The following is a 16,493-nucleotide window of genomic DNA, read 5'->3' as shown; positions in this document are numbered from 1 at the left end:
ATTCAGGGTTAAAAACGGAAAGCCGCAGCTTGCCGTCAAAGGGGACGAATACTCTCTTCATCCAGATCTGCATCGAAAAACCGTTGCAGCGTCTGAATGTTGTTATCCGCAATAATTGCTTCGCGCGCCTGCGCGAGCTTTTCCTCATAGATGGCCTGACGCCACTCCAGCGGCGTACGCACTGCCGGATTATCATCTTCAATGATAGTCAGTTCAACCGTCGAACCGTGCAATTCGCTAAGCGCGTCGCTAAGCGCCTTCTGTGCACCATGCGAATTAAGATGGCGCTGCGAGCTGCGCAGATGCAGACACCAACGATCGCCCTCTTGCTCTTTCCAGGCATTCAGTGCCACTTGCTCAACCAGTTTCGGCAATGTCAGTTGGCTGACTTCTTTCGCCCAGGCATCACACTCAATCGCCTCTTCCGCCAGCTTTTTCGCCAGCTCTGGCGTTTTCTCGTGTTCCAGTGCCTTTTTAAGTGCTTTGGGTGTGGCAACAACCTCTTTTGTCTCGGTAACAACAGTGGTTGCTTTCCAGCGGTAGGCCTCTTTTTTAGCCGGAGCCTGTTCAAGCGCCGACAGTGCCGGGCGCGACTGCACGCGCTCGGTGACCGAAGCCAGACGCTCCAGCGCGGCATTATTCACCGGCCGCGCGCGGGTTGCGGCTGCCGGTTCACTCTTTTTTGCTTTGTCTGCTCCCTGAGCGCGTTGCAACTGCCTGCGCGCCGCCAGCACCGAGCTGGTTGATTCAGGCAGCGGTACGTCATTCTGCACCGGTGCCGCCGGTTGAGCCTGCGGTGCGGTCGGAACCTGCTGCGGCGACATCACGGCGGTAGGCGCCACTGGCGCAAAGGATTGTTGCGGCACTTCTGGCACCGCTAGCGGCGCACGCGGGTGGAACGCCAGTGCTCGCAGCAGCGTCATTTCAACACCCATGCGGCGGTCCGGCGCGAAAGGCAGCTCTTTCCGGCCAATCAACAGGGTCTGGTAGTAGAGCTGCACATCGGTGGGCGGTACGGTGCGGGCCAGTTCACGCAGACGCTGCTCAATCGGAGCCATGTCGCTGCTGAGCGCTGCAGGTGTTAGTTGTACCATAGCGATACGGTGCAGCAGCGTTTGCATCTCCAGCAGCAAGGCTTCCCATTCAACGCCGCGCGATGCCGCCTCGTTCACCAGCCCCATGGCACGTTCGCCGTCAGCGGCAACCACCGCCTCAACTAATGAAAGCGCCTGATCATCATTCAGTGTGCCAAGCATGGAGCTGACCACCGCAGCGGAGAGCAGCCCGTTGCCGCTAGCAATCGCCTGATCGGTCAGGCTTAGCGCATCGCGCAGGCTACCGTCAGCCGCCCGAGCCAGCAATTGCAGCGCACGGGGTTCATATTCAATCTTTTCGTCAGTAAGAATGTGTTCAAGCTGGCTGCGGATCTGTTCGATATCCAGTGCTTTCAGGTGGAACTGAAGGCAGCGGGAAAGAATGGTCACCGGCAGCTTTTGCGGATCGGTGGTCGCTAGCAGGAATTTGACATGTTCAGGCGGCTCTTCAAGCGTTTTCAACAGCGCGTTAAAGCTGTGACGCGAGAGCATATGCACTTCGTCAATCAGATAGACTTTGAAACGCCCGCGCGCCGGGGCGTACTGCACGTTATCCAGCAGATCGCGGGTATCTTCAACTTTGGTACGCGACGCGGCGTCGATCTCAATTAAATCGACAAAGCGCCCCTGCTCAATTTCACGGCAGTTATCACACACGCCGCATGGCGTTGCGGTGATGCCAGTTTCACAGTTCAGCCCCTTCGCCAGCAAACGGGCGATAGAGGTTTTGCCGACGCCACGGGTGCCGGAAAACAGATACGCATGATGAATGCGTCCTGATGATAAGCCATTCGCCAGTGCTGTCAGCACATGCTCCTGGCCGACGACGTCAGCAAAAGTTTGCGGTCGCCATTTTCGGGCTAAGACCTGATAACTCATTGGCAGGCTCTGAAACGCTGGAAGGTGAATTTACGAAGGAATAATGCTAACACAGCACATGCTGTTAATACACTTCATCCCTCAGGCGCAGGCCAGAGGGATGAAGAAGCGGAGATGGCATTAATGTCCCGGGAACGGCACCAGGCTATAGCAGTTAATACCCAGTTTTTCGAGGCGTTTTTCACCGCCAAGATCGAACAGATTAATGATGAATGCCGCGTCGTTCACCTCACCGCCCAGACGGCGAATCAGTTTCACCGTGGCTTCGATGGTGCCGCCGGTTGCCAGCAGATCGTCGATCATCAGCACTTTGTCGCCCGGTTTGATCGCATCAACATGGATCTCTAACTGGTCAGTGCCGTACTCCAGTTCATAGCTCTCGGCAATGGTTTCTCGCGGCAATTTACGCGGCTTACGCACCGGCACAAAGCCAACACCCAGCCCCAGCGCAACCGGTGCGCCGAAAAGGAAGCCACGCGCTTCGGTTCCCACTACTTTGGTTATGCCCGCGTTTTTATAACGCTCAACCAGCAATTCAATGCTAAGAGCATAGGCTTGCGGATCTTCCAGCAAACTGGTGACATCACGGAACAGAATGCCCGGCTTCGGATAATCCTGAATGCTTTTGATGCTGTTTTTAAGAAATTCAAGCTGCTGCGCAGTCGCTGTCATGGATTTTTGCCTGATAGAAACGGTATTACTCACGGTACACGCGTTTACACTTTATGTAACTACTGATTAACATTTAATCAGCCGTACCCGTGCTCGAAAACGCCCGAATTTACTGACTGTGCGCCACAATTGCAACTGTCATTACTGCGGTTTATGGTTTTTGTTGTTTTGCATCAATCACCGGAATACGCCACATATACCCTAAATAATTCGAGTTGCAGGAAGGCGGCAACGCAGCGACAAATTCGTCGGGAACGAATTTGCCCAACCGAAGGTTGGCCTCCGGTGAGAGACAGGATGTCTCTCAGTAATCCCCAGGAGCTTACTTCAGTAAGTGACTGGGGTGAGCGACAAATCTGCCGGGAGCAGATTTGAACGCTGTAAGCAGCGGCCCCGAAGGGGTAAGGCTCAGGGATGAGCCGAATAAAAAAGCCAACGCACATGCAACTTGAAGTATGACGGGTATAAATAGCAGCAGACCAGACAGCATCACTAGCAGCAACACACGCACCCACCAAATCGTCACCAGATACAGAGAAACGGCGAAGGTCAACAAAGTGTCGGCAGAAGCGGCAGAACCACGCCAAGCGTACCAAGCACTACCGCCAACCAACCAATGATGAGTAAAATAGTCCGTTGCATAGCGCACTTCATCAGCATAATGAACGGTTAATATAACAGAGTGATATTTACCGGAGGAAGAGACGTGAAAAAGGCCGCGCTTTTGGACGCGCTGGAGCAGCAAATGGATAAATTACGCCAGTTGGCCGCGCCTCTGGCGCAGCATGCGACGATCAGCGCTCGTTTTGACCGTCAGCTTTTCCAGACCCGCAGCACGTTGATGCAGTCCTGTCTGGATGAGGCTGCGGCTAATCTGGCGGCGCTGCACCGCGCCGTAGAGGGCAACCATCTGGATCAGGTTACCTGGCTGGCGGAGCGCCTGACCGCGCAAATCGCCGCTCTCACGCGTGAAAGCGCTGTCTGGCCGCTGCGCGAGTGGGATCATGCATCGCCAGGCATTGCACGCTGGCAGCGCAGGCGTTTGCAACATCAGGAGTATGAGCGTCGTCTGCTGGCAATGAAACAGGTGCGCGAGCAACGCCTAAACGCCGTCAGCACACTGGTTGAGCAGCAGCAACTGCATAAAGAAGTGGAGGTACTGGCTGGCAGACTCGCCCGTTGCCGCCAGGCGCTGGACAATATTGAGCGCGTGCTGGCGCGCTTAACCCGCTAAACCGAGGAGAGAGAATGTCGCTGGAAAGTGCCCCGGAGGAGATCAAGCTGGCCGTGGATCTGATCATGTTACTGGAACAACATGAGATTGCACCAGACGTTGTGCTGAAAGCGCTGGAGATAGTCAAGCGTGATTTTGAGAAGAAACTTGAGGCGTGATCCCCTTCCCACTGGTTGTCTCTTGATCGGGTCATCTGATCAAAAGACAGCGCCTGTGGGGGAGAGGATCGACAGGATTTATCCCGCCTGAGAAGGCGTTGGATCGTCGCCTTTCAGTTCACGATTAACTTCAGTCAACTCATCGCCCTTGTCATTGTGCAGGTGAACTTCGAGCTGGTTAAAGGCGATATCAATATTGTTCTCGCGGCACAGCTTGTCAATGGCGCGGTTCAGTTCATCAACCGTGTAGCTTCGATCGCGCAATTCACGTACATACAGACGCAGTTCATGATCCAGCGTACTGGCACCGAAGGTAGTGAAGAACACCGACGGCTCTGGATCGTGCATCACTTTTGGGTGCTCCATCGCCGCTTTCAGCAGTACTTTTTTCACTTTATCCAGATCGGAACCGTACGCCACGCCGAGGCGGATCACCACACGGGTAATAGTATCAGAGAGCGACCAGTTGATCAGACGCTCGGTAACAAACGCCTTGTTCGGAATGATCACCTCTTTGCGGTCAAAGTCGGTAATGGTGGTCGCACGGATGCGGATCTTACTCACTGTTCCCGAGAAAGTGCCGATAGTCACGGTATCGCCGATACGCACCGGACGTTCGAACAGGATAATCAGACCGGAGACAAAGTTACCGAAAATTTCCTGTAAGCCGAAACCTAAACCAACCGATAGTGCCGCAGCCAGCCATTGCAGTTTATCCCACGAGACACCAAGCGAGCCGAACACCACCAACGCCCCGACGGCGATGATGACGTAGTTCAGGATCGTCGTCACAGCATACGAAGAGCCCTGCCGCATATTGAGCCTGGAGAGGATCAGCACCTCCAGCAAACCCGGCAAGTTGCGGATTAGTGCCCATGACACAACAAAAACAATCATCGCAAACAGCAGACTGCCAAGCGTTACGCTCTTCATTACCGCAGTGCCCGCTTCGTTACCGTTGTAGTGCCACAGTGTTATGCTGTCGAGGTAGGCAAATACCGTGATCAGATCTGACCAAATCGCCCAGAACATCACGCCAAACAGCGCTACCATCACCAGCATCGTAATACGCAGAGTTTGCTGGTTAACCTGTTCCAGCGCGATGGTCGGCTCTTCCTGGGGTTCAGCGCCTTCGACCCCCTCTTTTACCATATTCTGCCGACGCGCTAACGCACGGCGATAGGCAATACGTCGGGCGGCCACACTGAGACCACGCAGAACCGTCTGGTAAAGCAGGTTCCAGATAATCACCAGATAGACGGTTTCGATCCAGCGCCCGGAAAGACGAAGCGTAGTATAGAAATACCCCGTCGCGGTCAGCACCATAAGCGCTATCGGCACTATTGCCAGCACGGTAATGGTTGCCAGGCGAATGGCGTGAGACTCTTTGTCGCGCCAGCTTTCACGGGACATCGGCCAGACCAGGCAGGTGATTACCAGCAGATTAAACAGGATGATAAACTGCCCCAGCACGTCATCCATCAGATGCAGCGGAGAGAGTTCGGAAATGACCGACCAGAAGTGCAACGGCAATAACGCCAGGCTGATGCGCACAATTTGCCGCCGCCAGTGGCTGGTAAGCTGGGGGGACATATTAAAGTGGCTGACGGCGACACCATTTTTCTCCAGGACTTTCCAGCACAGGCCGAATACCAGCCAGAACAATGTTAGTTTTTTACTGAACGCCCACAGCAATTCACTAACGTTAAGCTGCATAGTCAGCAGGATCAGGCCGATGGCCAGAATAATCAGGCACACCGGCAGCGCACGGAGAAGATCGATTAGAATCGCTTTCGGCGTATGCAACTGGCTGTCGTTACGCAGTTGTCCAACCTGCGCCGCCAGCTTCGCTTGATAATCTTTCAGCCAGCGCAAACGCCAGCGGATAAGCCCGGCAATCAGCAGCAACGGTAGCCCTGCAAGGAACGCGATGGCGACTGCAGGCCAGGCTTTCTCCCAATTGCCGGTGATCTTCATGGCTTTGATTTGGTCATGCAGCGCCTGAGGGAAGGATTTGATCCAATCCCAGTCCATTGGCTTATTGCTGTTAACCCAGAAGATCTGCTGTGTCAGAATTTCCTGCAGACTTTTCGACACGCTCATTAACTGCTGCTGGTTAACTTGCAGGTTGATGGCCATCATCAACTGATTGCCCAACTGTTTATTCAGTTGATCGAGCAGTTCACGACGCATATCCACAACCTGCAACAGTGCGTCATGCACTTCATCGTTGACTTCACTGGAATGACCTTCCTCCAGCTTGGCAACAAAGGTATCGCTCTGGAATAACGCATCACGCTGCTGGTTGATTTCAAACTGTTCAAGACGCAGATCTGCAATGCGGTTGGTCATATCTTCCAACTCATCCGCCGAGGGCAATGTCTGCTGTTGCTGATACAAAATACGCGATAACAACAGGCTGCCTTTCAGCACCGAAATCTGTTCTTTAACGTTGCGCTCGGATTGCAGAGCGCGATCGAGCCAGTTTTTCACCTTAATATTCTGCTGCACCAACGAGTTGCCATTTTCCGTGGCGGCAATCAGCTTCTGGCTTAGCTGATGATTAATATCCAGTTCCTGTTTCACCAGCGGGTTGGCCTGAATGCGTGACGTTTCATCCGACGTTACCGCTTCCTGAGCCGTTTTTTCCGTCAGTGTCAGACGCTTGCTGTTCACCGCTTCCTGCAACAACTGCAACTGATGCTCAAGGCGGTTGCTGTTCGCCGTCACATAATCGCGTTGTTTTTGCAGCGTATCCTGTAATGTGGTGTTGCCTTCAAGGCTTTTGCGCAGTTGCTCAATCTGCGCATTCAACAAAGCCTGTTGCACCTGCAAAAGAGTTTGTTGGGTAGGACGCAGCGCACCTTCGCCAGCCGCTGTGCCGTTCAGACGGTTGCGGATCTGCTGCAACTGCTGGGAAGCGGAGTACATGGAGCTTTGTACGCGCTCGGGCTGCGTTTGCAGAGAAACCAATTGGCTGTTGTAGTTCGATAAATCATTCTGGGCAGACTGTAAATCTTCCAGCAATTGCGAGATTCGGGACTCCAGTTGACGCAGAGAGAGAGATGCCAGCGTTTTACGCGTTTCGTCGTCGTTATCTTTATCACTTAGCGCATTCAGAGCATCGGTTGCCTGGCGCAGTTTATCCGGTGCCTGGGTAATTTTTTGCTTCAGCAGCGCGGTTTCTTGCTTCACGCGGTCGATTTTATCGAGCGTGTCCAGCGTCTCGGTCAAATCCTGAATAACCAGTTTGTCCTGCGCGGTATGCGTTTTTTGTTTGTTTAGCGTATCAAGCTGGCTTTGAACGTCGCTGCGGGAAGGTAAATCGTTCGAGGTCTGCGCAAGGGCGACGTTACTCACCAGACTTGCGAAGAGAAGGAACAGAGCGGCGGCAAAAGCGGCGAGCGTGTTTCGCATGTGGTAGTTATGCAACATAATTTGAGCGATCGTTTTCTGTACGGGAAAGGCGGCCGGAGTGGCCGCGAACGCAAGAATATCACGCCGTTATGCAACAACCTAGAAAAGTGAATCGCCTCCAGGATAAATCCTGGCGGCTCTGGTCGTCAGGCGCTGACGGCCCCCTGGTCAGCCTGAAGCGTCGGGCAGAGTTGGCACATCTCCAACAGGATGGCCACGTAAGCACGCGCTTCACTTTTCAAATCGAAAGATTGCGGCGCAAACAGCCAGTTTTCCATAATGCCGGAAATATAGGCGCGCATTAATACCGCCACGCGGCGGGTGAGTAAATTGGCGGGCAGCAATTTTGCCTGAATACACTGGGCAAGCGTATGTTCGATTCGATCATAACTTTCGAGAGACAGGTTGCGCTGCGCTTCTTGTACAATGGTCATTTCCCCGACAAACTCACATTTGTGAAAAATGATCTCCATCATTAATCGCCGCCGCTCTTCAACAACTGTTGCTTCAAGGATATAAACCAATATTTCTCTTAATACTGAGAGTGGATCGCCAGGGAATTTTGCCTGATACTCAAGCTCAAGATCGCCAATACTGGACTCTGATAGTTTCCAAATTTCACTAAACAAATCTGACTTATTTTTGAAGTGCCAGTAAATCGCGCCGCGAGTCACGCCTGCCGCCTGCGCAATGTCAGCCAACGAAGTAGAGGAAACGCCCTGTTGGGAAAACAAGCGTATGGCGACATCGAGAATATGCTGTCGCGTCTCCAGCGCCTGTTGTTTGGTTTTTCGTGCCATATGTTGGTGAATTTACAGGAATCAGACTTACATACATTTGTGAATGTTTGTACCATAGCACGACCATAATATAAACGCAGCAATGGGTTTTTGGGCCATTGATCCATTGATCAATTTGAAATCGGACACTCGAGGTTTACTTATGAACAAAAACAGAGGGTTTACGCCTCTGGCGGTCGTTCTGATGCTTTCGGGCAGCTTAGCGCTTACAGGCTGTGATGATAAACCGGCTCAGCATGGTGCGGGGCAGATGCCAGAAGTAGGCGTCGTCACGGTCAAGACTGAACCTCTGCACATCACCACTGAGTTACCAGGCAGAACGACGGCTTTTCGCATTGCGGAAGTGCGTCCTCAGGTCAACGGCATTATTTTGAAACGCAACTTCACGGAAGGTAGTGACGTTGAAGCAGGTGCCTCGCTCTATCAGATTGATCCCGCGACTTATCAGGCAGCTTATGACAGCGCAAAAGGCGATCTGGCGAAAGCGCAAGCGGCTGCTAACATCGCTCAGATGACCGTCAACCGTTATCAGAAACTGTTGGGCACCAAGTACATCAGCCAACAGGATTACGATACTGCGCTGTCGGATGCTCAGCAGGCTAACGCTTCCGTTGTCGCGGCGAAAGCAGAAGTAGAAACCGCGCGCATCAACCTGGCATATACTAAAGTTATCTCCCCCATCAGCGGCCGTATCGGAACGTCCACCTTTACTGAAGGCGCGCTGGTACAGAACGGACAAGCCACTGCGCTGACGACCGTGCAGCAGCTTGATCCGATTTACGTTGACGTTACCCAGTCCAGCAATGATTTTCTGCGTCTGCAGCAGGAAATGGCGAACGGTACCCTGAAGCAAGAGAACGGCAAAGCGAAAGTTCAGCTTATTACCAACGACGGCGTCCAATACGCTCAGGAAGGTACGCTTGAGTTCTCTGGTGTGACGGTAGACCAGACCACCGGTTCCATCACTCTGCGCGCGGTGTTCCCGAACCCGAATCACTCCTTGCTGCCAGGCATGTTCGTACGTGCCAAACTGGAAGAAGGCGTCAACCCGAATGCCATGCTGGTTCCACAGCAGGGCGTTGCCCGTACGCCGCGTGGCGACGCAACGGCGATGGTGGTGGGTGAAGGCGATAAAGTTGAAGTCCGTAATATCGTCGCAAGCCAGGCCATTGGCGACAAATGGCTGGTGACTGACGGTCTGAAAAGCGGCGATCGTGTGATTATTGCTGGCTTACAAAAAGTCAAACCAGGCATGCAGGTTAAAGTTCAGGAAGTGACCTCTGACAACAAAGAGCAAGCTCAGGCTGGCGGTCAGTCAGAAAAACCGAAGTCTTAACTAAAACAGGAGCCGTTAAGACATGGCTAAGTTTTTTATCGATCGCCCCATCTTTGCGTGGGTTATCGCGATTATCATCATGCTGGCAGGGATTCTCTCGATCCTCAAATTGCCAATAGCGCAATATCCAACGATTGCGCCACCGGCAGTTCAGATCACGGCGACCTACCCGGGTGCTGATGCGAAAACGGTACAGGATACCGTGACGCAGGTTATCGAACAGAACATGAACGGTATCGATAACCTGCTTTATATGTCCTCCGCCAGTGATTCCTCTGGTACGGTACAAATTACAATTACCTTTGATTCCGGAACGGATGCGGATATCGCGCAGGTTCAGGTGCAGAACAAACTGCAACTTGCCATGCCGCTGTTACCGCAGGAAGTTCAGCAACAAGGCGTTAGCGTTAAGAAATCATCCAGCAGCTTCCTGATGGTTCTCGGGATGATCAGTACCGATGGTTCCATGACGCAGCAAGATATTGCGGATTACGTCGGCGCAACCATCAAAGATCCGGTCAGCCGAACTCCCGGCGTCGGTGACGTTCAGCTATTCGGTGCGCAGTATGCGATGCGTATCTGGATGGACCCGAACAAACTCAATAACTTCCAGCTTACGCCAGTTGACGTGATTGCGGCTATCCAGGCGCAGAACGCCCAGGTCGCTGCAGGTCAGTTAGGCGGTACTCCGCCGGTCAAAGGGCAGCAGTTGAACGCCTCAATCATCGCGCAAACCCGTCTGACCTCCACGGAAGAGTTCGGTAAGATCCTGCTAAAAGTGAACGCTGACGGTTCACAAGTTCGTTTGCGAGACGTGTCGAAGATTGAACTGGGCGGCGAAAGCTATGACGTAGTCGCGCGCTATAATGGCCAACCGGCTGCGGGTCTCGGTATCAAGCTGGCAACCAGCGCGAATGCGCTCGATACCGCCAAAGCGGTACGCGATACCATTGCCAAACTGGAGCCGTACTTCCCGCATGGCCTGAAGGTGGTTTATCCGTATGACACCACTCCATTCGTTAAGATCTCGATTAACGAAGTGGTGAAAACATTGGTTGAAGCGATCATACTGGTATTCCTGGTTATGTACCTGTTCCTGCAAAACTTCCGCGCAACGCTGATCCCAACGATCGCAGTGCCGGTGGTACTGCTCGGGACGTTCGCGATACTCGCCGCCTTTGGCTACTCCATCAACACCCTCACCATGTTCGGTATGGTGTTGGCGATAGGTCTATTGGTGGACGACGCCATCGTGGTGGTGGAAAACGTCGAACGTGTGATGATGGAAGAAGGCCTGCCGCCAAAAGAGGCGACGCGCCGTTCCATGGGGCAGATTCAGGGAGCGCTGGTTGGTATCGCGTTAGTTCTGTCGGCAGTATTCATACCGATGGCCTTCTTCGGCGGTTCAACCGGGGTAATCTATCGCCAGTTCTCCATTACTATCGTTTCTGCGATGGTGCTGTCTGTGCTGGTCGCATTGATCCTGACGCCAGCGCTGTGCGCCACGATTCTGAAGCCAGTTGCCAAAGGCGATCACGGTGAAGGCAAAAAAGGCTTCTTCGGCTGGTTCAACCGCATGTTTGAGAAGAGCACGCATCACTACACTGACAGCGTGGGTAACATTCTGCGCAGTACCGGTCGTTACTTGCTGCTCTATATCGTTATCGTTGCGGGTATGGCGGTGCTGTTCGTGCGTCTGCCAAGTTCGTTCCTGCCGGACGAAGACCAGGGCGTACTTCTCACTATGGCCCAGTTGCCTGCGGGCGCGACGCAAGAGCGTACGCAGAAAGTGCTGGATCAAGTGACAAAATACTATCTGGAAAATGAGAAAAACAACGTTAACTCCGTCTTTACCGTTAACGGCTTTGGCTTCTCTGGTCGCGGTCAGAACACAGGTCTGGCATTCGTATCGCTGAAAAACTGGGACGAACGTCCTGGTGAAACGAATAAAGTAGCGGCAATCGCAGGCCGTGCGAGCGGGTACTTTGCATCGATCAAAGATGCGATGGTCTTCGCTTTCAACCTGCCAGCGATTGTTGAACTCGGTACGGCAACCGGCTTCGACTTCCAGTTAATTGACCAGGCGAACCTGGGGCATGAGAAATTAACCCAGGCGCGTAACCAACTGTTTGGTGAAATCGCTCAGCATCCGGATCTGCTGGTGGGCGTGCGTCCTAACGGCATGGAAGATACGCCACAGTTCAAGATCGATATCGATCAGGAAAAAGCACAGGCGCTGGGCGTGTCGATTAGCGACATCAACACCACACTGGGTGCAGCCTGGGGCGGCAGCTACGTTAACGACTTTATCGACCGTGGTCGCGTGAAGAAAGTGTACGTTATGTCACAGGCTAAATACCGTATGTTGCCAAGCGATATTGGTGACTGGTATGTGCGGGCGAGTGATGGAAAGATGGTGCCATTCTCCGCCTTCTCCAGCACACACTGGGAATACGGTTCACCGCGTCTGGAGCGTTACAATGGGCTGCCGTCAATGGAAATCCTCGGCCAGGCAGCACCGGGTAAAAGTACCGGTGAAGCGATGACGATGATGGAACAACTGGCCAGTAAGCTGCCGACCGGTATCGGTTATGACTGGACGGGGATGTCCTATCAGGAACGTCTCTCCGGCAACCAGGCGCCGGCGTTGTATGCTATCTCGCTGATCGTGGTATTCCTCTGTCTCGCAGCGCTGTATGAAAGCTGGTCGATTCCGTTCTCGGTCATGCTGGTTGTACCGCTGGGTGTTGTGGGCGCATTGCTGGCTGCCACCTCTCGCGGTCTGAGCAATGACGTTTACTTCCAGGTGGGCCTGCTGACAACCATCGGCTTGTCGGCGAAGAACGCGATACTTATCGTCGAATTCGCCAAAGATCTGATGGATAAAGAAGGTAAAGGTCTGGTAGAGGCGACGTTGGATGCGGTTCGTATGCGTCTGCGTCCCATTCTGATGACCTCACTGGCATTTATCCTTGGGGTACTGCCATTGGTTATCAGCACTGGCGCGGGTTCTGGCGCGCAGAACGCAGTAGGTACTGGCGTAATGGGCGGGATGATCACCGCAACCATTCTGGCTATCTTCTTTGTTCCGGTGTTCTTCGTGGTGGTGCGCCGCCGCTTTAGCAGCCGTACTGAGGATATTGAGCACAGCCATAAGATTGAGGAACATTGATCGTTTCTCTACAGAAAAGGCCGCACTTAGCGGCCTTTTTCATATCAACACATCCACAATTAAAAGCATTTATTGCCTGTTCGCTAATTTTGAACCGCCGATATAAGGCTTATAATAACTATGTATTTTGAAATCAGCGATCCTCTGCCGTTTATAAACTTTAATTATCTGGTACAATCAGTTTCACTAAGACGATTCCTGGTATAAAAATACCTTTCAGGCTGGAATAATCTCTTCCATGCTAACTTAATGAATCTCAAGGGTGAACAAGCAATAATGCACACAGGCGTAACAGGCCCCATCCCGACGTTATGTTCCTATTTTGTGCATTTTTCTCAAAAAAAACATTATTTGTAATTTTTCGTGATAGCACAATGAAATCCCATTCAGACTAGCTTATAGTTATATTGGCAAACATAAAGCAGCGTCAGTCTCTGGTCAGAGCAGAAGTTCCCATCCTGAAACAGCAGTCGGTCAGTAAAAAAATTACCACTCAGAAGGGGATGCGTTATGGACGAATACTCGCCAAAAAGGCATGATATCGCGCAACTCAAGTTTCTCTGCGAAACGCTGTACCATGACTGCCTTGTTAATCTCGAAGAGAGCCATCATGGGTGGGTTAATGATCCTACATCAGCGGTCAATTTGCAGTTAAATGAGCTGATTGAACACATAGCGACCTTCGCACTTAATTATAAAATTAAGTATAATGAAGACAATAAACTGATTGAACAGATCGACGAATATCTTGACGATACGTTTATGTTGTTCAGTAGCTATGGCATAAATACACATGACTTACAGAAATGGCAAAAAACAGGCAACAAGCTGTTCCGCTGCTTCGTCAATGTAAGCAAGGCTAATCCAGTCAGCCAATCTTGTTAATTTTTCAACACTAAGGTGAAGGTATGTCCGAAAAACCATTAACAAAAGTTGATTATTTGATGCGTCTCAGACGTTGTCAGACAATTGATACCCTTGAACGCGTAATTGAAAAAAATAAATACGAACTTCCGGATGAGGAACTCGCGGTCTTTTATTCAGCAGCCGACCATCGTCTGGCAGAGCTGACCATGAATAAGCTGTATGACAAAATCCCCTCCTCCGTATGGAAATTTGTACGATAATTTTGCTAACTATTTTCCTACGCAAACAGAACCTTCAGATTCCGTGACGAGTGTCTTCGAATCAGATGAATGATGAAAAGCAAAACATGATTGCCGGATTGCCCTATCTTTCGGCAGATGAAACCTTGCGCGCCGATCGTCTACGAGCCAGGCAGTTGCTGCATCGTTACAATCATTCGGCGCCGGAAGAAAAAGCCGAGCGTAAAGATATTCTCGCCAACCTTCTCGGCCGGGGTGAAGGGGCCTATATCGAACCCAATTTTCGCTGTGATTATGGCTACAATATTTTTCTTGGCTGCAATTTCTACGCGAATTTCGACTGCGTCCTGCTCGATGTTTGTCCAATTCATATCGGCGATAACTGCATGCTGGCACCCGGCGTCCATATCTACACCGCAACGCATCAGCGGCGTAGAATATGGCAAACCTGTCACCATTGGTCACAACGTCTGGATAGGTGGCCGCGCCATTATCAACCCGGGCGTAACGATTGGCGATAACGCCGTCATCGCCTCCGGCGCGGTCGTCGTGAAAGATGTTCCGGCGAATGTTGTGGTCGGCGGCAACCCAGCGCGTATCATCAAATCCCTGACTGACATCTAACTGTTATTATTTTTTGCGGCAAAACTGTTACTTTTCTCATACAAAATGGCAACTTAAAATAGCCTGTCTACCTGCAAAACAGTATCAGTAAAGGCGTAAGATGACAGAGATACAGAGGCTGCTCAGCGAAACGATTGAAGAGATCAACCAGCGCGAGAAACGGGATAACCGCCCACGATTCAGCATCAGTTTCATTCGCAAACACCCCGGCCTGTTTGTCGGCATGTATCTGGCCTTGCTTGCTACGCTGGCGGTGATGCTTCAGTCCGAAACCCTCTCCGGCTCCGTCTGGCTATTGATTGTGCTCTTCGTGGTTCTGAACGGTTTCTTCTTTTTTGATGTTTATCCTCGCTACCACTATGAAGATATCGATGTGCTCGATTTCCGGGTCTGCTATAACGGTGAGTGGTACAACACACGATTTGTTCCATCAGGTTTGATTAACGCGATCCTGCAATCCCCGCTGGTTGAGGAAGAGAGTAAGTCCCGGTTGGAAAAAATGGTAGCGCGCAAGGGCGAACTCTCGTTTTACGACGTCTTCACCCTCACCCGCCCCGAGACTGCTCAATCAGTCGGTTAATCGTACGTACCGCAGCCGTAAACCGGCTGGCGGACGTGTTGCCGTAACCCAGAACCAACCCGCTGGATGCAGTACTCTTATGCAGCCAGAAACGGCTTAATGCATGGGGTGCCAATTGCCATTGCCTCGCAGCGTGGGCTACCGCTTCATCATCAATCCCCGGGATCGCCAGCGTTAAGTGCAGCCCACCGCCGCCGCCATAGACCTGATGCGCAACATGCAGCTCGTTGTGAACGGCTTCCAGCAAATGCGCTTGCCGCTTACGATACAGCCGACCCATCGCGGCGAGATGACGTGCATAGTGCCCATCTTCAATAAAACGCGCCAACGTCAGTTGCTCAGCACGATGACCGCCACGTAACAAACTACCGATTGCCGGTCCTGCAGCCAGGGCCAATGCGGGCGGCATTACCATAAAACCGATACGCAACGATGGAAACAAGGTTTTACTAAAAGTACCAAGATAAACCACGGGTGGATTCGCCACCATACCTGACATCGCCGGAATAGGCTCGCCCGGATAGCGAAACTCGCTATCGTAATCATCTTCCACAATCCAGCTTCCCATTTGCCGGGCATAGTCCAGCAGCGCCAGCCGCCGGGCAGCGCTCATCACCTTGCCCAGCGGATATTGATGTGACGGTGAGGTGTAAATCATACGCGGCGGCCGGGCCGCAGAGTTCAGCACCATCCCTTCGTCGTCGATCGGCATTCCCACCACTTCCAGACCTGCCGCCAGAAAAGCGCTTTTAGCACCACCGTAACCCGGCTCTTCCACCCATGCATGGTCGCCCACGTCACTGAGCAAGTGCACACAAAGCATCAACGCTTCCTGCGCACCTTCGGTGATCACTATCTGTTCAGCGTCGCAATCCATGCCGCGAGATATAGCCAGATGGCGGGCTATCGCTACGCGTAACCGCCATTCACCAGCGGATTCACCATAATTCAATAACAGACTGCCTTCATCGCGCCACACTCGTTCAGCCAGCCGTCGCCAGACAGCCAGCGGGAAGTAATTTGCCGCCGGAATTCCCGGCGTCAGCGCCAGTGCTGGCGAATGACGTAAAACCCCACCAGGCAGTTGCTGTACGCGCTGAGCGAGCGTTACCGACGGTGCAGGATCCGTTCGCTCAACTGTAGCCAATTTTGCTACCCGTGTTCCCTGCCGATCGCGCAACACATACCCTTCAACGGCCAGTTGTTCCAGCGCGGCATTCACGGTATTACGCGAAATATGCAACATTTCCGCCAGTACGCGCGATCCCGGTAACAGGCTACCGTGCTTTAACCTCCCCTGCCGTACCGCATCGCGCAGCGCCACATAGAGCGTGCGCTGGCGCGTCAGGCTGGCGCGGTCCTCCAGCGCCCGTCGCAGCAGAGCGTATAGTCCATCCTCAGGAATATTCATTATTTTCTCC

At 52.5% G+C, this 16,493-nt stretch carries 12 protein-coding genes, 2 pseudogenes and 1 other annotated feature; of the genes and pseudogenes, 8 read left to right on the top strand and 6 right to left on the bottom strand.

Translation table 11 applies throughout. The features are described 5' to 3' along the window. Positions 1–35: 35 nt before the first annotated feature. The 3 genes and pseudogenes from dnaX to BM427_RS01130 form a co-directional block, all read right to left on the bottom strand. Complete coding sequence (dnaX, locus tag BM427_RS01140; protein WP_090118436.1) at positions 36–1,973, bottom strand: DNA polymerase III subunit gamma/tau; 1,938 nt, start codon at positions 1,971–1,973, stop codon at positions 36–38. Further along, positions 639–703: a sequence feature (DnaX frameshifting element), on the bottom strand. It overlaps the preceding gene by 65 nt. Positions 1,974–2,093: 120 nt before the next feature. Continuing rightward, positions 2,094–2,645, bottom strand: a complete 552-nt coding sequence (gene apt / locus BM427_RS01135) for an adenine phosphoribosyltransferase (protein ID WP_090118435.1) — start codon at positions 2,643–2,645, stop codon at positions 2,094–2,096. Positions 2,646–3,099: 454 nt separating this feature from the next. Beyond that, positions 3,100–3,227, bottom strand: a pseudogene (locus tag BM427_RS01130) (hypothetical protein); the annotation flags it as partial. Between the two features lie 124 nt (positions 3,228–3,351). Here BM427_RS01130 and priC point away from each other — a divergent pair. Together priC and rsmS are read left to right on the top strand one after the other, a co-directional pair. Beyond that, entirely contained in the window at positions 3,352–3,879 is a 528-nt protein-coding gene (gene priC, locus BM427_RS01125) for a primosomal replication protein N'' (protein ID WP_090118434.1), read from the top strand. Between the two features lie 14 nt (positions 3,880–3,893). Continuing rightward, on the top strand, positions 3,894–4,037 hold the full coding sequence (gene rsmS, locus BM427_RS01120) for a pleiotropic regulatory protein RsmS (RefSeq protein ID WP_090118433.1): 144 nt from the start codon (positions 3,894–3,896) through the stop codon (positions 4,035–4,037). A gap of 78 nt (positions 4,038–4,115) precedes the next feature. Here rsmS and mscK read toward each other — a convergent pair whose 3' ends face one another. Both mscK and acrR read right to left on the bottom strand, forming a co-directional pair. Then, positions 4,116–7,472, bottom strand: a complete 3,357-nt coding sequence (mscK, locus tag BM427_RS01115) for a mechanosensitive channel MscK (RefSeq protein WP_090118432.1) — start codon at positions 7,470–7,472, stop codon at positions 4,116–4,118. Between the two features lie 128 nt (positions 7,473–7,600). Next, the gene (gene acrR / locus BM427_RS01110; RefSeq protein WP_090118431.1) at positions 7,601–8,254 is read right to left on the bottom strand and encodes a multidrug efflux transporter transcriptional repressor AcrR; all 654 of its coding nucleotides are present in this window, start codon (positions 8,252–8,254) and stop codon (positions 7,601–7,603) included. Between the two features lie 142 nt (positions 8,255–8,396). Between acrR and acrA the strand changes: the two genes are divergently transcribed. From acrA to BM427_RS01080, 6 genes and pseudogenes are all read left to right on the top strand, one after another. After that, complete coding sequence (acrA, locus tag BM427_RS01105) at positions 8,397–9,590, top strand: multidrug efflux RND transporter periplasmic adaptor subunit AcrA (RefSeq protein ID WP_090118430.1); 1,194 nt, start codon at positions 8,397–8,399, stop codon at positions 9,588–9,590. A 22-nt stretch (positions 9,591–9,612) separates the two neighbouring features. Beyond that, entirely contained in the window at positions 9,613–12,762 is a 3,150-nt protein-coding gene (acrB, locus tag BM427_RS01100) for a multidrug efflux RND transporter permease subunit AcrB (protein WP_090118429.1), read from the top strand. 510 nt (positions 12,763–13,272) lie between these two features. After that, positions 13,273–13,647, top strand: coding sequence for an Hha toxicity modulator TomB (gene tomB / locus BM427_RS01095; protein WP_090118428.1), 375 nt, complete (start codon positions 13,273–13,275; stop codon positions 13,645–13,647). A 23-nt stretch (positions 13,648–13,670) separates the two neighbouring features. Beyond that, positions 13,671–13,889, top strand: a complete 219-nt coding sequence (gene hha / locus BM427_RS01090; RefSeq protein ID WP_007373583.1) for a hemolysin expression-modulating protein Hha — start codon at positions 13,671–13,673, stop codon at positions 13,887–13,889. Positions 13,890–13,954: 65 nt separating this feature from the next. Further along, a pseudogene (maa, locus tag BM427_RS01085) lies at positions 13,955–14,492 on the top strand (maltose O-acetyltransferase). A 100-nt stretch (positions 14,493–14,592) separates the two neighbouring features. After that, positions 14,593–15,072: a YlaC family protein gene (locus BM427_RS01080; RefSeq protein ID WP_090118427.1), complete on the top strand. Its 480-nt coding sequence runs from the start codon at positions 14,593–14,595 to the stop codon at positions 15,070–15,072. On the opposite strand, the gene pdxR is transcribed toward BM427_RS01080, so the two are convergent. Then, positions 15,038–16,483, bottom strand: a complete 1,446-nt coding sequence (pdxR, locus tag BM427_RS01075; protein WP_090118426.1) for a MocR-like pyridoxine biosynthesis transcription factor PdxR — start codon at positions 16,481–16,483, stop codon at positions 15,038–15,040. The two genes, BM427_RS01080 and pdxR, sit on opposite strands and share 35 nt — an antisense overlap. Between the last annotated feature and the right edge of the window lie 10 nt (positions 16,484–16,493).

Origin of the sequence: Kosakonia arachidis (assembly GCF_900116535.1) — a bacterium.
Taxonomy (GTDB): domain Bacteria; phylum Pseudomonadota; class Gammaproteobacteria; order Enterobacterales; family Enterobacteriaceae; genus Kosakonia; species Kosakonia arachidis.
Note: the sequence above shows the minus strand (reverse complement) of the source record. Positions and strands in the feature narration are given on the sequence as shown.

What these genes read in the sequence shown, in the direction of transcription:
- mscK (WP_090118432.1), bottom strand. Translation starts at nt 7,472, where the DNA reads ATGTTGCATAACTACCACATGCGAAACACGCTCGCCGCTTTTGCCGCC.
- tomB (WP_090118428.1), top strand. Translation starts at nt 13,273, where the DNA reads ATGGACGAATACTCGCCAAAAAGGCATGATATCGCGCAACTCAAGTTT.
- acrA (WP_090118430.1), top strand. Translation starts at nt 8,397, where the DNA reads ATGAACAAAAACAGAGGGTTTACGCCTCTGGCGGTCGTTCTGATGCTT.
- rsmS (WP_090118433.1), top strand. Translation starts at nt 3,894, where the DNA reads ATGTCGCTGGAAAGTGCCCCGGAGGAGATCAAGCTGGCCGTGGATCTG.
- apt (WP_090118435.1), bottom strand. Translation starts at nt 2,645, where the DNA reads ATGACAGCGACTGCGCAGCAGCTTGAATTTCTTAAAAACAGCATCAAA.
- hha (WP_007373583.1), top strand. Translation starts at nt 13,671, where the DNA reads ATGTCCGAAAAACCATTAACAAAAGTTGATTATTTGATGCGTCTCAGA.
- dnaX (WP_090118436.1), bottom strand. Translation starts at nt 1,973, where the DNA reads ATGAGTTATCAGGTCTTAGCCCGAAAATGGCGACCGCAAACTTTTGCT.
- acrR (WP_090118431.1), bottom strand. Translation starts at nt 8,254, where the DNA reads ATGGCACGAAAAACCAAACAACAGGCGCTGGAGACGCGACAGCATATT.
- BM427_RS01080 (WP_090118427.1), top strand. Translation starts at nt 14,593, where the DNA reads ATGACAGAGATACAGAGGCTGCTCAGCGAAACGATTGAAGAGATCAAC.
- acrB (WP_090118429.1), top strand. Translation starts at nt 9,613, where the DNA reads ATGGCTAAGTTTTTTATCGATCGCCCCATCTTTGCGTGGGTTATCGCG.
- pdxR (WP_090118426.1), bottom strand. Translation starts at nt 16,483, where the DNA reads ATGAATATTCCTGAGGATGGACTATACGCTCTGCTGCGACGGGCGCTG.